This window comes from Blautia massiliensis (ex Durand et al. 2017) (assembly GCF_001487165.1).
GTDB classification, from domain to species: Bacteria; Bacillota; Clostridia; order Lachnospirales; family Lachnospiraceae; genus Blautia_A; species Blautia_A fusiformis.
This window is the reverse complement of record NZ_LN913006.1, coordinates 1510596-1524746: the sequence shown is the minus strand read 5'-3', so window position 1 is coordinate 1524746 and position 14151 is coordinate 1510596. Positions and strand designations below refer to the sequence as shown.

8 protein-coding genes, 1 tRNA gene, 1 rRNA gene and 2 other annotated features are annotated in these 14151 nt (G+C 46.3%); of the genes, 9 read left to right on the top strand and 1 reads right to left on the bottom strand.

Annotation, left to right across the window (positions count from 1 at the left end):
• Positions 1–190 precede the first annotated feature (190 nt).
• From leuB to BN3261_RS18390, 6 genes are all read left to right on the top strand, one after another.
• Positions 191–1276 (top strand): 3-isopropylmalate dehydrogenase, encoded by a 1086-nt coding sequence (gene leuB, locus BN3261_RS07980; RefSeq protein ID WP_015527150.1) that lies wholly within the window; start codon positions 191–193, stop codon positions 1274–1276.
• 119 nt (positions 1277–1395) lie between these two features.
• Positions 1396–3069: a dihydroxy-acid dehydratase gene (gene ilvD, locus BN3261_RS07975; protein WP_015527149.1), complete on the top strand. Its 1674-nt coding sequence runs from the start codon at positions 1396–1398 to the stop codon at positions 3067–3069.
• 15 nt (positions 3070–3084) lie between these two features.
• Positions 3085–4767 (top strand): biosynthetic-type acetolactate synthase large subunit, encoded by a 1683-nt coding sequence (gene ilvB / locus BN3261_RS07970; protein ID WP_015527148.1) that lies wholly within the window; start codon positions 3085–3087, stop codon positions 4765–4767.
• Positions 4760–5842, top strand: coding sequence for a 3-phosphoserine/phosphohydroxythreonine transaminase (serC, locus tag BN3261_RS07965; RefSeq protein ID WP_015527147.1), 1083 nt, complete (start codon positions 4760–4762; stop codon positions 5840–5842). Before ilvB ends, serC begins: the two co-directional genes overlap by 8 nt.
• Entirely contained in the window at positions 5842–7005 is a 1164-nt protein-coding gene (locus BN3261_RS07960) for a phosphoglycerate dehydrogenase (RefSeq protein ID WP_021651414.1), read from the top strand. Before serC ends, BN3261_RS07960 begins: the two co-directional genes overlap by 1 nt.
• 519 nt (positions 7006–7524) lie before the next feature.
• Positions 7525–7800, top strand: coding sequence for a pentapeptide repeat-containing protein (locus BN3261_RS18390; protein ID WP_110925778.1), 276 nt, complete (start codon positions 7525–7527; stop codon positions 7798–7800).
• Between the two features lie 183 nt (positions 7801–7983).
• On the opposite strand, the gene BN3261_RS07950 is transcribed toward BN3261_RS18390, so the two are convergent.
• On the bottom strand, positions 7984–8955 hold the full coding sequence (locus tag BN3261_RS07950; RefSeq protein ID WP_022427213.1) for a carbohydrate kinase family protein: 972 nt from the start codon (positions 8953–8955) through the stop codon (positions 7984–7986).
• A 215-nt stretch (positions 8956–9170) separates the two neighbouring features.
• Here BN3261_RS07950 and glgB point away from each other — a divergent pair, with 215 nt between their 5' ends.
• The 3 genes from glgB to rrf all read left to right on the top strand — a co-directional run bounded on the left by glgB (position 9171) and on the right by rrf (position 13665).
• The gene (gene glgB, locus BN3261_RS07945) at positions 9171–11444 is read left to right on the top strand and encodes a 1,4-alpha-glucan branching enzyme (RefSeq protein ID WP_059085943.1); all 2274 of its coding nucleotides are present in this window, start codon (positions 9171–9173) and stop codon (positions 11442–11444) included.
• Between the two features lie 126 nt (positions 11445–11570).
• Positions 11571–11643, top strand: a tRNA-Thr gene (locus BN3261_RS07940).
• 1539 nt (positions 11644–13182) lie between these two features.
• Positions 13183–13279 (top strand) — a sequence feature (16S ribosomal RNA rRNA prediction is too short).
• A 62-nt stretch (positions 13280–13341) separates the two neighbouring features.
• Positions 13342–13474: a sequence feature (16S ribosomal RNA rRNA prediction is too short), on the top strand.
• Positions 13475–13547: 73 nt separating this feature from the next.
• Positions 13548–13665 (top strand): 5S ribosomal RNA (rrf, locus tag BN3261_RS07930).
• The last annotated feature ends 486 nt before the right edge of the window (positions 13666–14151 follow it).

The following is a 14151-nucleotide window of genomic DNA, read 5'->3' as shown; positions in this document are numbered from 1 at the left end:
TTTCTGTGTGCGAAAGTATGTCTCTGTGGCGGCAGAAACAGGGAATTGCCGTTTATTTTTTGCATTCCGGAAATAACTTTATCTATTTAATAGGTTGAAATCCGTCGAAAAGTGCGTTATGATAATAACAATTATCCACACCAGTGCGTTAAAATTTTACAGCACAGGGGAAATCGGAGGAGTGAATAAAATGGAGTACAAGATTGCCCTGATTCCGGGAGACGGAATCGGTCCGGAGATTGTTGCCGAGGCCAAAAAAGTTTTAGACAGAGTATGTGAGAAATACAGTCATAAATTTTCATACACAGAGGTTCTTTTAGGAGGGGCATCCATTGATGCTCACGGAGTACCTCTTACAGAGGAAGCCATTGCCCAGGCAAAAGCTTCTGATGCAGTACTGATGGGTTCCATTGGCGGCGATGCCAAGACATCCCCGTGGTACAAGCTGGAGCCGTCCAAACGCCCGGAGGCAGGTCTTCTTGCGATACGTAAGGCGCTGAACCTGTTTGCAAACCTTCGTCCGGCTTATCTTTACAATGAGCTTCGTGATGCATGCCCGCTCCGTGATGAGATCATCGGAGATGGTTTTGACATGATCATCGTAAGAGAGCTTACAGGAGGTCTTTATTTCGGAGCAAGAAAGACTACTGAGGAGAACGGAGTCCGCACAGCAGTAGATACTCTTTCTTATAATGAGAATGAGATCCGCCGTATTGCCATTAAGGCATTTGAGATCGCACGTAAGAGAAGAAATAAGGTTACAAGTGTAGATAAAGCCAATGTTCTTGATTCTTCCAGACTCTGGAGAAGTGTAGTAGAGGATGTGGCAAAGGACTATCCGGATGTAACACTGGAGCATATGCTGGTTGATAACTGTGCAATGCAGCTGGTACGTGATCCGAAGCAGTTTGATGTTATCCTTACAGAAAACATGTTCGGAGATATCCTCTCTGATGAGGCAAGTATGGTGACCGGTTCTATCGGAATGCTTTCCTCCGCAAGCTTAAATGAGACAAAGCTTGGTCTCTATGAGCCGAGCCATGGTTCTGCACCGGATATCGCAGGCCAGAACAAGGCAAACCCCATCGCAACCATTCTTTCCGCTGCTATGATGCTGAGATATTCTCTGGATCTTGATAAAGAAGCAGATGCTGTGGAAACAGCAGTACAGAAGGTTCTTACAGAGGGTTACAGAACAGGAGATATCATGTCTGACGGATGCAAGCTTGTCGGAACCAAAGAGATGGGCGATCTGATCGCAGATGCCATTGCATAAATAAAGCGGGACAGAGAGAAGAAAACGAAACAGAACAGAAAAAACCGGTACCTGGAAGAGGAAGTCTATAAACAGATACCGGATCCTATCGTAAAGAATAAAAAGGAGAGACCTTAAAAATGAAAAGTGATACCGTAAGAAAAGGCACACAGCAGGCACCACATCGTTCCCTGTTCAATGCCCTTGGAATGACAAAGGAAGAAATGGACAAACCACTGGTAGGAATCGTAAGCTCTTATAACGAGATCGTACCGGGACATATGAACCTTGACAAAATTGTAAATGCTGTAAAGCTCGGCGTTGCAATGGCTGGCGGCACACCGGTTGTATTTCCGGCGATCGCAGTATGTGACGGAATCGCAATGGGACACGTTGGAATGAAATATTCCCTTGTAACACGTGACCTGATCGCAGATTCCACAGAGGCCATGGCACTGGCTCATCAGTTTGATGCTCTGGTCATGGTTCCCAACTGTGACAAAAACGTACCTGGTCTTCTGATGGCAGCGGCAAGGATCAACGTTCCTACTGTATTCGTAAGCGGCGGTCCGATGCTTGCCGGCCATGTAAAAGGGCACAAAACCAGTCTTTCCAGTATGTTTGAGGCAGTAGGATCCTATGCAGCAGGAACCATCACAGCAGATGATCTGGAAGAATTCGAGAACAAAACCTGCCCGACCTGCGGATCATGTTCCGGTATGTACACTGCGAACAGCATGAACTGCCTGACAGAGGTTCTCGGTATGGGACTGAAAGGAAACGGTACCATCCCGGCAGTATACTCTGAACGTATCCGTCTTGCAAAGCATGCAGGAATGCAGGTAATGGAAATGTACAGAAGGAACATCCGCCCAAGAGACATTATGACAAAAGAGGCAGTTTTAAATGCACTTACAGTAGATATGGCACTTGGATGCTCCACAAACAGTATGCTTCATCTTCCGGCTATCGCACATGAGATCGGAATGGATTTTGATATCAGCTTTGCAAATGAGATCAGTGAGAAGACCCCGAACCTTTGCCACCTTGCACCGGCAGGCCCGACCTACATGGAAGATCTTAATGAGGCCGGTGGTGTCTATGCGGTCATGAATGAGCTGAACAAGCTGGGACTTCTCCATACAGAGTGTATGACAGTAACCGGAAAAACAGTAGGTGAGAATATCAAAAACTGTGTAAACCTGAATCCGGATGTTATCCGCCCGATCGACAATCCGTATACAAAGACAGGCGGACTTGCCGTACTGAAAGGAAACCTTGCACCGGATGGTGGTGTTGTAAAACGTTCTGCAGTTGTACCGGAGATGCTGGTACATGAAGGTCCTGCACGTGTATTTGACAGCGAGGATGACGCAATTGTTGCCATCAAGGGCGGTAAGATCGTAGAGGGAGATGTTGTGGTTATCCGCTACGAGGGACCAAAGGGTGGTCCTGGAATGCGAGAGATGCTGAATCCTACATCTGCTATTGTGGGAATGGGACTTGGTTCTTCCGTAGCCCTGATCACCGACGGACGTTTCAGTGGTGCATCCAGAGGAGCCGCTATCGGACACGTATCACCGGAGGCAGCAGTAGGCGGCCCGATCGCACTGGTTGAGGAAGGCGATATCATCAGCATCAATATTCCGGAGCTGAAACTGGAGATCAAGGTTTCAGATGAAGAGATGCAGGCTAGAAGAGAAAAATGGCAGCCAAGAGAGCCGAAGGTGACAACCGGATATCTGGCAAGATACGCTTCCATGGTAACATCCGGAAACCGTGGTGCGATCCTGGAAGTACCGAAAGCAAAATAAGGAGGAACGAAAGATATGCAGCTTACAGGTGCAGAGATCATCGTAGAATGTCTGAAGGAACAGGGCGTTGATACCGTATTTGGATATCCGGGCGGCGCGATCCTGAATGTTTACGATGCCTTATATGAATACAAAGATGAGATCACACATGTACTGACCTCCCACGAGCAGGGTGCATCCCATGCTGCTGACGGTTATGCAAGAGCGACTGGAAAGGTGGGTGTCTGCCTGGCAACCTCCGGTCCAGGAGCAACTAACCTGGTAACAGGGATCGCGACTGCATACATGGATTCCGTACCGATGGTAGCCATTACTGCAAACGTAGGAAGACCACTCCTGGGAAGAGATTCTTTCCAGGAGGTTGATATCGCAGGTATCGTAATGCCTGTAACAAAATACAGTTTCATCGTAAAGAATATCGAAGATCTTGCAGATACGTTAAGAAGAGCATTTTATATTGCAAAAAGCGGAAGACCCGGCCCGGTGCTTGTGGATGTCCCGAAGGATATCACAGGAATGAAATATGAATATGAGCCATGCCATCCGGCTACGGTTAACCGTGAGATCAAAAGTATCCGTAAAGAAGATATTGATCAGGCACTGGAAATGATCAGAGAGGCAGAGAAACCGTTTATTTTTGTTGGCGGCGGATGTGTGATCTCCGGTGCTGACCAGGAAGTACGTGAGCTGGCTCGCAGGATCCAGGCTCCTGTCTGCGATACTCTGATGGGCAAGGGTACCTTCCCGGGAGAAGATCCTCTCTATACAGGTATGGTAGGTATGCACGGAACCAAGACTTCCGATCTTGGCGTAACAGAGTGCGATCTTCTTATTGTTCTCGGTGCACGCTTTAGTGACCGTGTAACAGGAAATACCAAAACTTTTGCGCATAATGCAAAAATCCTTCAGATTGATGTGGATGCTGCGGAGATCAATAAAAATATCAAAGTGGATGCCAGTGTGATCGGTGATGTGAAGGAAGTGCTGAAACGCCTTCTGGAGGAAATTCCGAAGAAAGAACATCCGGAGTGGATCGCACATATCCAGGAATTGAAATCAAAATATCCGCTGAATTATGATCACACACAGCTTACAGGTCCGTATATTATAGAGAAGCTTTATGAGTTGACCAACGGTGATGCGATCATCTCCACAGATGTTGGACAGCATCAGATGTGGGCGGCGCAGTATTATAAATACAAAGAGCCGAGAACTCTTCTTACTTCCGGTGGCCTTGGAACCATGGGCTACGGCCTTGGCGCTGCAATTGGCGCGAAGATGGGCAGACCGGAAAAAACAGTTGTAAATATAGCAGGTGACGGATGCTTCCGTATGAATATGAATGAGCTGGCAACAGCTGCACGCTGTGGCAGACAGCTGATCCAGATTGTTATGAACAATCATGTACTGGGAATGGTGCGTCAGTGGCAGACGCTCTTCTATGGAAAGAGATACTCTTCCACAGTACTGGATGACGCCGTTGATTTTGTGAAATTATCAGAGGCGCTGGGTGCAAAAGCCATTCGTGTGACAAAGATGGAGGATGTGGAGCCTGCACTTAAGATGGCACTGGCAGCAGAGGGACCTGTCGTTCTGGATTGCTGGATCGATCAGGATCTGAGTGTGTTCCCGATGGTACCGGCTGGTGCGAACCTTGATGATGTATTTGACGAGGAGGATATGAAGAAACATGAGTAGAGTGTATAATTTTTCTGCCGGACCGGCAGTGCTTCCAGAGGAAGTACTCAAAGAAGTAGCGGATGAGATGATGGATTATAACGGCACAGGAATGTCTGTTATGGAAATGAGCCACAGAAGTGCAGCTTTTCAGGAGATCATTGATACTGCAGAGAAAGATCTTCGCGAGCTTATGAACATTCCGGATAACTACAAGGTACTTTTCCTTCAGGGAGGAGCATCCCAGCAGTTTGCCATGATCCCGATGAACCTTATGAAAAACAAGGTCGCAGATTATATCGTAACAGGACAGTGGGCAAAAAAAGCTTATCAGGAAGCTCAGAAATACGGAAAAGCAAACAAGATCGCCTCTTCTGAAGATAAAACCTTCAGCTATATCCCGGACTGCAGTGATCTGCCGATCAGCCCGGATGCAGACTACGTATACATCTGTGAGAACAACACCATTTACGGCACAAAATTCAAAAAACTTCCAAACACAAAAGGTAAGACTCTGGTAGCAGATGTATCCTCCTGCTTCCTGTCTGAGCCGGTGGATGTAAGCAAATATGGTATTATCTATGGCGGTGTTCAGAAGAACATCGGACCGGCAGGCATGGTTATCGTGATCATCCGTGAGGACCTGATCACAGAGGATGTTCTTCCGGGAACCCCAACCATGCTTACTTATAAGACACATGCAGACGCAGGCTCTCTTTACAATACGCCGAATGCTTACTGCATCTATGTATGCGGAAAAGTATTCAAATGGCTGAAGAAGATGGGCGGTCTGGAAGTGATGAAGCAGCGCAATGAGGAAAAAGCAAAAATCCTTTATGATTACCTGGATTCCAGCAAGCTGTTCAAAGGAACTGTAGTTCCGGAAGACAGATCCCTTATGAATGTACCGTTCGTAACCGGTGACAAGGAAATGGATGCCAAGTTTGTTAAAGAGGCAACTGAAGCAGGACTTGTAAACCTGAAAGGACACCGTACTGTTGGCGGAATGCGTGCCAGCATCTACAATGCCATGCCAAAGGCCGGCGTAGAGGCACTGGTTGCATTCATGAAAAAATTCGAGGAGGAGAATGCATAATGTTCCAGTATCATTGCCTGAATCCGATCGCTGAAAAAGGTCTGAAACTTTTTGGCGATAATTATAAAAAAACAGAGACCGCTGACCAGTGTGACGCAATCCTTGTAAGAAGTGCAAAAATGCACGACATGGAGCTGCCGAAGAGCGTTTGTGCAGTTGCACGTGCAGGTGCAGGCGTCAATAATATTCCGGTTAAGGAGTATGCAGAGAAGGGTGTTGTTGTATTCAACACGCCTGGAGCTAACGCAAACGGCGTAAAAGAGCTGGTACTTGCAGGTATGCTCCTTGCATCCAGAGATATCGTAGGAGGTATCGAGTGGGTTGCACAGGAGAAAGATAAAGAGCACATCGGCAAGCTTGCCGAGAAGCAGAAAAAACAGTTCGCAGGATGCGAGATCAGCGGCAAAAAGCTTGGTATCATCGGTCTTGGAGCCATTGGAGCCATGGTGGCAAACGCAGCATGCGGTCTTGGCATGGAGGTATATGGCTATGACCCATATCTTTCTATTGATGCAGCATGGAACCTGTCCAGAACCATCAAGCACAGCAAGAGCCTGGATGAGATCTACAGCCAGTGCGATTATATCACCATTCATGTGCCGCTTCTTGACAGCACTAAGAAGATGATCAACAAAGAAGCTTTCGATAAGATGAAGGACGGCGTAGTTCTTCTGAATTTTGCAAGAGATCTTCTTGTTGATGAGGATGCGCTGATCGAGGCTGTTGAGAGTGGCAAGGTTAAGAAGTATGTAACTGACTTTGCAAATGAGACAGTTGCAGGACGTGAGGGTATTCTGGTAACTCCGCATCTTGGTGCGTCTACAGAGGAATCTGAAGAAAACTGTGCAGAGATGGCTGTAAAGGAGATCCGCGATTACCTTGAGAATGGTAATATCAAAAATTCAGTTAATTATCCGAACTGTGATATGGGTACCTGTGTGGCTGTTGGAAGAATCTCTCTTGCGCACAGCAACACACCGAATATGATCAGTCAGGTTACCAAGATCCTTGGATCTGAGGGATTGAATATTGCGGATATGACGAATAAGAGTAAAGGGGAGTTTGCTTATACTCTTATAGATCTTGAGAGTGCGGCGTCTGCTAAGGCGTTAGATGAACTCAAGGAGATTGAGGGAATGTACAGGGTGCGTGTTGTTAAGTAAAGTAACAAGAGGTTAGAAATACTTTTTTTTAAATACTGTGTGGCGTTTGCTTTTTTGGCGAATGGCGCACAGTATTTTTTTGAGGAAAAAAGGAAAACCGCAAAGGGGCCGCAAAGCCGCGGCCCCTCTGCACACCCCTCGGGCTTTTTTTAGGAGTGCTTGGTTGTGGAGGACGGGAGTTTTGTTGACTTGTGTCTGTATGCGACGGTGCTGGGAACGAAAGGTTGAGCCGATGGAGGAGAACGGCCTGAAGGGGTTGTTGAGAGGGAAAAAGTCTTGAGGCCGTTGTAGGTATGTGACGGTATTGGATGTGGAAGGTTGAGCCGAGAGTGAGGGTGGGAGGGCGTTGGTAGGTCTCGATGTGCGGGGCACATCTGCGGATTTTTTGGAATAATATAGAAGTGAATTTGAGCGGTAAATATATCAAATGCAGATATATCAAATGATCAAATTCAAATATATCAAATGATCAAATGTAAATATATCAAATTCAAATATATCAAATGATCAAATGTAAATATATCAAATGCAAATATATCAAATGCAAATATATCAAATGCAAATATATCAAATGCAAATATATCAAATGCAAATATATCAAATGCAAATATATCAAATGCAAATATATTAAATGCAAATATATCAAATGCAAATATATTAAATGCAAATATATTAAATGTAAATATATCAAATACAAATATAATGTGCAAATATAATATGCGTAATGATATTGGTTGTAAATTTTTATACGATAAGATATTAATAAAAATATATGATATAATAGGGAAAATATGAAGAATACACAACAATTGGCGGATAGGCGCGAAGCGTCGTTTCTGCGGTACGTGCCCGGAAAGAGGGGGTGCAGGGGGAGAAAAACGGGCTTCGTAACTTTGAGTGCTTTCTCCCCCTGCGGTGTTTTCTCAGCTTTTCAAAGCCAATAAACAAAAAAATAATTCAATAAAAGAAAAACATACACTACTTGCGGGATGCGATGAAGTCAAGAACTTCATCTCTTTCAGGCATTACGCGGAGTGCTCCCTTCTTTGTTGTGATGAGAGAAGCTGCTGCATTTGCAAAAGTAAGAAGCTCTGCGAGATTTTCGTCAGTGAGATCCTCAAGACCGTGTTCCAGCACATAATTCAGGGTGCTTGCACAGAAGGTGTCTCCTGCACCGGTGGTTTCAATGGTTTTTTCCTGAAGGAAAGGAGCAGCCTCGACCTTCCGTCCGCGATAATAAGCGCGGCTTCCGTCTTTTCCCATTGTGATCAGCACAAGCGGGATATGATATTTTTCTTCGATAAGGGCAGCACCCTTATCATAATCTGTTGTGTCAAAAAGAAATTCCACTTCATTATCAGAAATCTTCAGTACATCACAGCGTTCCATGCCGTATTCGATCTCTTTGCGGGCATCGTTCAGATCCTTCCAGAGTGGAGGGCGTAAGTTCGGGTCAAAGGTGATGATGCATCCGGCTTCTTTTGCCACGTCAAGAGCATAGCGGGTTGCTTCACGGACACCCTCATGTGTGGAAGAAAGCGTGCCGAAATGGAAGATCCTGGAATTGCGGATCAGATCGGCATCTACCTCATCCTTTGTCAGCATCATATCTGCACCTGGATTACGGTAGAAAGAAAAATCACGGTCTCCGTCCGGGTAAGTATGTACAAAAGCAAGGGTAGTGTGAATTTCATCGTCCATGACAAGATTTCTGGTATCAATGCCGCATTCTTCTACGGCAGCCTTCAGCTGCTTGCCGAACATGTCGTTTCCGACCTTTCCGATAAATGCAGTTTTTTTGCCAAGACGGTTCAGCATGGCAAGAACGTTACAGGGAGCTCCGCCCGGGTTTGCCTCGAAAGTAGGGTTTCCTTGGGAACTGTCACCGTTTTCTGTGAAGTCGATCAGAAGCTCGCCGAGAGCTGTTACATCATACTGTCTGTTTTCCATTGATGATTCCTCCTGATAAGTTATTTGTTTCATATTCTGCTTCATATTATAATCGTTACACATGATTTTGGGAAGGACCAAATCGAATTATTTTCTGTTCTGTTACCGGTTACTTGTGGTGCTTTTTGCGAAGATTAGAACTGTTATCTTTATTTTTCTGTAAAATGGTGGTAAACTTAGTCTATAAAACAACAAATATGATGGAGGAGACGATTATGGCTGATAAAGCGTATGAATATATGGATTGGCCCCGGATCGAGGCGATCGTTTATGGGGAGGAGGCATCACCTCGTGATGTGATGCAGCCAAGGGTAACAGAGGATGGCGTTCTGATCCAGGGATTTTTTCCGGGAGCGGATGCTGCAGAGGTTGTTGTAGGGGAAAAGAGTTATCCGATGATCCTGGAAGATGAGGCTGGTTATTATGCTGTAATGCTTCCGCTGAAAAGGATTCCGGAATATCGTTTCCGTGTGATAAGAGGAAGCAGGAAAGAGACTTTTTACGATGCGTATGAATGTCCATGCCAGATCACGGAAGAGGAGGAACGAGCTTTTTGTGCCGGTGTCTATTACAAGGCATATGAGAAGCTGGGAGCGCATCCGGGGACCTGTGGCGAGGTAGAAGGAACATATTTTGCTGTCTGGGCACCCAATGCAATCCGTGTCAGTGTGGTCGGTGATTTTGACAGGTGGGATGGAAGGCGTCTTCCGATGCATCGGATGCCAATGTCCGGAATTTTTGAGATTTTTGTTCCAGGTGTACAGGCAGGGGCCTCTTACCAGTATGAGATCAAGATCAAAGGCGGCAATGTACAGCGGAAGTCTGATCCTTACGGAAATGGAACCCAGGGAGCGCCGTCTGTGATTTCTGTTGTAACAGAGCTGGGGGATTTTTTATGGCAGGATGAAGCGTGGATGAAGGAACGTGAAAGGTTTGCCAGCCGTGAAGTTCCGGTTTCTATTTATGAAACGGATGTAACAGAGTGGAAAAACAGTGGTGAACTGGTGGAGTTTCTGAAGGAAACCGGTTATACGCATGTAGAATTTCATCCGGTGATGGAGTATCTTGACCGAAGTTCAGGAGGATATTCTACGTCTGCGTATTATGCTGTGACTACCCGTTTTGGGACTGCGGCAGATTTCCGGACACTGGTGGAGGATCTTCATCAGGCAGGGATTGGCGTGATCCTGGACTGGACACCGGCTCAGTTTCCGCGGTTTGATGCAGGGCTTGAGAAATTTGACGGAACTCCTCTTTATGAAGTACAGGATCCGGCTATGGCCGTTCATCCGATGTGGGGCACCATGCTTTATAATTACGGAAGTCCTATGGTCAAAGATTTTCTTATTTCCAATGCGTTTTTCTGGCTGGATGAATTTCATGTGGACGGATTTCGGATGGATGATGTAGATGCGATGCTGTATCTGGATTTTGGAAGAGAGGCGGGACAGTGGACGGCTAATCTTTATAGTTCCAATGAGAACCTTCAGGCAATGGAGTTTCTGAAGCATCTGAATTCTATTGTGAAGAAGCAGTATCCGGGGATTCTTCTGATCGCACAGGAGGATGGTTTATGGCCGCAGCTTACAGACAGTGTGGAGAATGATCATCTGGGGTTTGACTATAAATGGAGTGGTGGCTGGACAAAGGATCTTCTCTCTTACCTGGAAGCAGAGCCTTTGGACAGACGAAATTATTATGATCAGCTGACGCTTTCCATGATGTATGCATATAGTGAGCATTATGTACTGACTCTGGGGAAGAGAGATGTGGGTACGTTAAAAGAGTTTCTGGAGAAGCTTCCGGGATCTTCAAGGCAGAAGGATGCTCAGCTGCGTGCTGCGTATGGCTATCTGATGCTTCATCCGGGTGTGAAGATGACTGCGCCGGATGGGGATGTGGGGCCGGAAATGAGGGCGTATCTGCATGATCTGAATGAACTTTACAGGAATCATCCGGCGTTGTATGCAATGGATGGTAATTCGGATGGGTTTGAGTGGATCCAGTTTACCAGCTATGATGAGAATGTGGTTGCGTTTCTTCGTAAGACGGAAAAGCAGGAAGAAACGATTCTTGCGGTGTGTAATTTTTCACCGGTATCTTATGACAGTTACCGGGTTGGTGTGCCTTTTGCGGGGAAATATAAGGAAATTTTCAACAGTGACAGTGAAAAGTTTGGCGGACAGGGTGTGGTGAACGCACGGGCGAAAGCGGCTATTCATATGGAGTGTGATAACAGGGAATTTTCTTTGAAGCTGAAGCTTCCGGCTTATGGTGTGGCGGTATTTGGGTGTACACCGGAGAAGGGGGATGTGAAGAAAAGCTCTGTGAAGAAAGGAAATGTGAAAAAGACTGTGGGGAAAAGCAGGGGAAAGCGTATGGATAAGGCGAAAATGAAGGTGGTTGAAAAATCTGTGGCTGTAAAGGATGCGGTAAAGGTTGTGAAACGGGTGGCTTCTCGCAGGAAGGGGGCTTCCGGGGATGAGTGATGGTTTGTGAATTAAATGGGAATATGTTTGGGGGTGATTGGGGTGGTGAGGATTTAAGTGGATTGTAGGAAAAAGTGCTTGCATTTTTTGTAAAATACGGTATAATATCAGTTGTGTTTAGCACAAGCTGGAATAGCTCAGTCGGTAGAGCACTTCACTCGTAATGAAGGGGTCGTGAGTTCGAGTCTCATTTCCAGCTTATATATGACTGATGGGAGTCCGGTGTCTTTGGAATATGAAGATGCTGGGCTTTTTTTGTGTGTATGGATGTGGTCGAGGGACGCCAGAGGAAGGTGGCATCGCTCGGTGGATGCAGTCGGGGATGCTTTTGAGGTGTTGTGAGAAGGATGGAGAGGGACGCCAGAGGAAGGTGGCATCGCTCCGGGAGTGGATGCAGTCGGGGATGTTTTTGAGGTTTTGAGAGGTGGATGTGGTTGAGGAACGCCAGAGGAAGGTGGCATCGCACCGGGCAGGGACTCCGTCGGGGGGATACTACTAGGGCTCCGTGAGACGGCTAAAAGCATTGCGGCAGGGCCAGAACTCGCCTCCGGCTCAGACAGCAGACCCTGCCGCAATAACGCCGTCTCCCGCAGCCCAAGTAGTAATCACCCCTCCTCCGCAGCAGCCCGGAGCGATGCCACCTTCCTCTGGCTGACGCTTCCAGCCGACAGGAAAAAGCCAGAGTATGGGACAGAAGCAAACATTAACGAAAACATCAAAGAATCCAGAATCCAGATCGGCACAGCGTACCACCATAAGTACCGAAGAATACAGAAACCAGATCGGCACAACGTTCCATTCTGAGTACCGCAGCATACAGACAAAAGTCAACAACGCAGCACACACAACAACGCAGAACTCCTTCCGTGCCCAAGAGGGTGGGGGTGCAGGGGGAGGGCCTTCGGGCTACGGAACTCTGAGATGGCCTTCCCCCTGCATATTCCCGCATTGAAAATGCGACCGGCATAGCGCCATCCAGCGAAGAGACTTATTATTAAAAAACAACACGATAAACAACACAATAAACAACAATAAAGATAATCCTAAAATTACAAATAAGAATAAAAAATTGTCCTATAAAGATAAACTTCCAGGAAAATCTAAAAAAATTGAAATTTATGGTTGACAAGCATAACTCCCAGTGGTATTATAACTGAGCTGTCGCAAATAATTGTTTTTGAAAAGCAAACAATTAAAAAGAATTTCAGAAAAATGAAATTCACAGTTGACAAAAGACAGAAGATATGATAAAGTATCCAAGTCGTCAACGAAACGACAACAAAATCTTAACTCAAAAATGTTTGAAAAAAACTTAAAAAAGTGCTTGACAAACAAAAAGAGATGAGATAAAATAAACGAGCTGTCTGAGAGACAGACACAACAAACCTTGATAACTAAACAGTGAAACACATACGATTCTCGAAAATTTCTTTACATTTAAAGAACGGTTTAAACAAACCAAAAGCAGTAAAAACGAGAGATAGCCAAACGGTTGTCTTGAGTAAACGAATCAAACATTTTATCAGAGAGTTTGATCCTGGCTCAGGATGAACGCTGGCGGCGTGCTTAACACATGCAAGTCGAACGGGAATTACTTTATTGAAACTTCGGTCGATTTAATTTAATTCTAGTGGCGGACGGGTGAGTAACGCNGGAGACTGCCAGGGATAACCTGGAGGAAGGCGGGGATGACGTCAAATCATCATGCCCCTTATGATTTGGGCTACACACGTGCTACAATGGCGTAAACAAAGGGAAGCGAACCTGCGAGGGTGGGCAAATCCCAAAAATAACGTCCCAGTTCGGACTGTAGTCTGCAACCCGACTACACGAAGCTGGAATCGCTAGTAATCGCGGATCAGAATGCCGCGGTGAATACGTTCCCGGGTCTTGTACACACCGCCCGTCACACCATGGGAGTCAGTAACGCCCGAAGTCAGTGACCTAACCGCAAGGAAGGAGCTGCCGAAGGCGGGACCGATGACTGGGGTGAAGTCGTAACAAGGTAGCCGTATCGGAAGGTGCGGCTGGATCACCTCCTTTCTAAGGAAAAAGTAGAGAAACAAGATGTGTTTTACTGTTTAGCTATCAAGCTAAAAGATTTCTGGTGCCGATGCGGTTGGGGGACACACCCGTTCCCATCCCGAACACGACGGTTAAGACCCAATCGGCCGATGGTACTGCACTGGAGACGGTGTGGGAGAGCAGGTGGGCGCCAGATCAAAAAAAGAAAAACAGGAGAGATNATCCCAAAAATAACGTCCCAGTTCGGACTGTAGTCTGCAACCCGACTACACGAAGCTGGAATCGCTAGTAATCGCGGATCAGAATGCCGCGGTGAATACGTTCCCGGGTCTTGTACACACCGCCCGTCACACCATGGGAGTCAGTAACGCCCGAAGTCAGTGACCTAACCGCAAGGGAGGAGCTGCCGAAGGCGGGACCGATGACTGGGGTGAAGTCGTAACAAGGTAGCCGTATCGGAAGGTGCGGCTGGATCACCTCCTTTCTAAGGAAAAAGTAGAGAAACAAGATGTGTTTTACTGTTGAGTTATCAAGGGACCATACAGAAATGAGCCTAAGACGAAGGGGTTCCGAATTACTAAATTCGATGACACTATCGTGTCCTCTCATTAAGTTCCTCGGAACAAAGTTCGTACTAAATTCGCACTGCGCCTACGGCTTGTGCTCATTAAGTACTCTACTT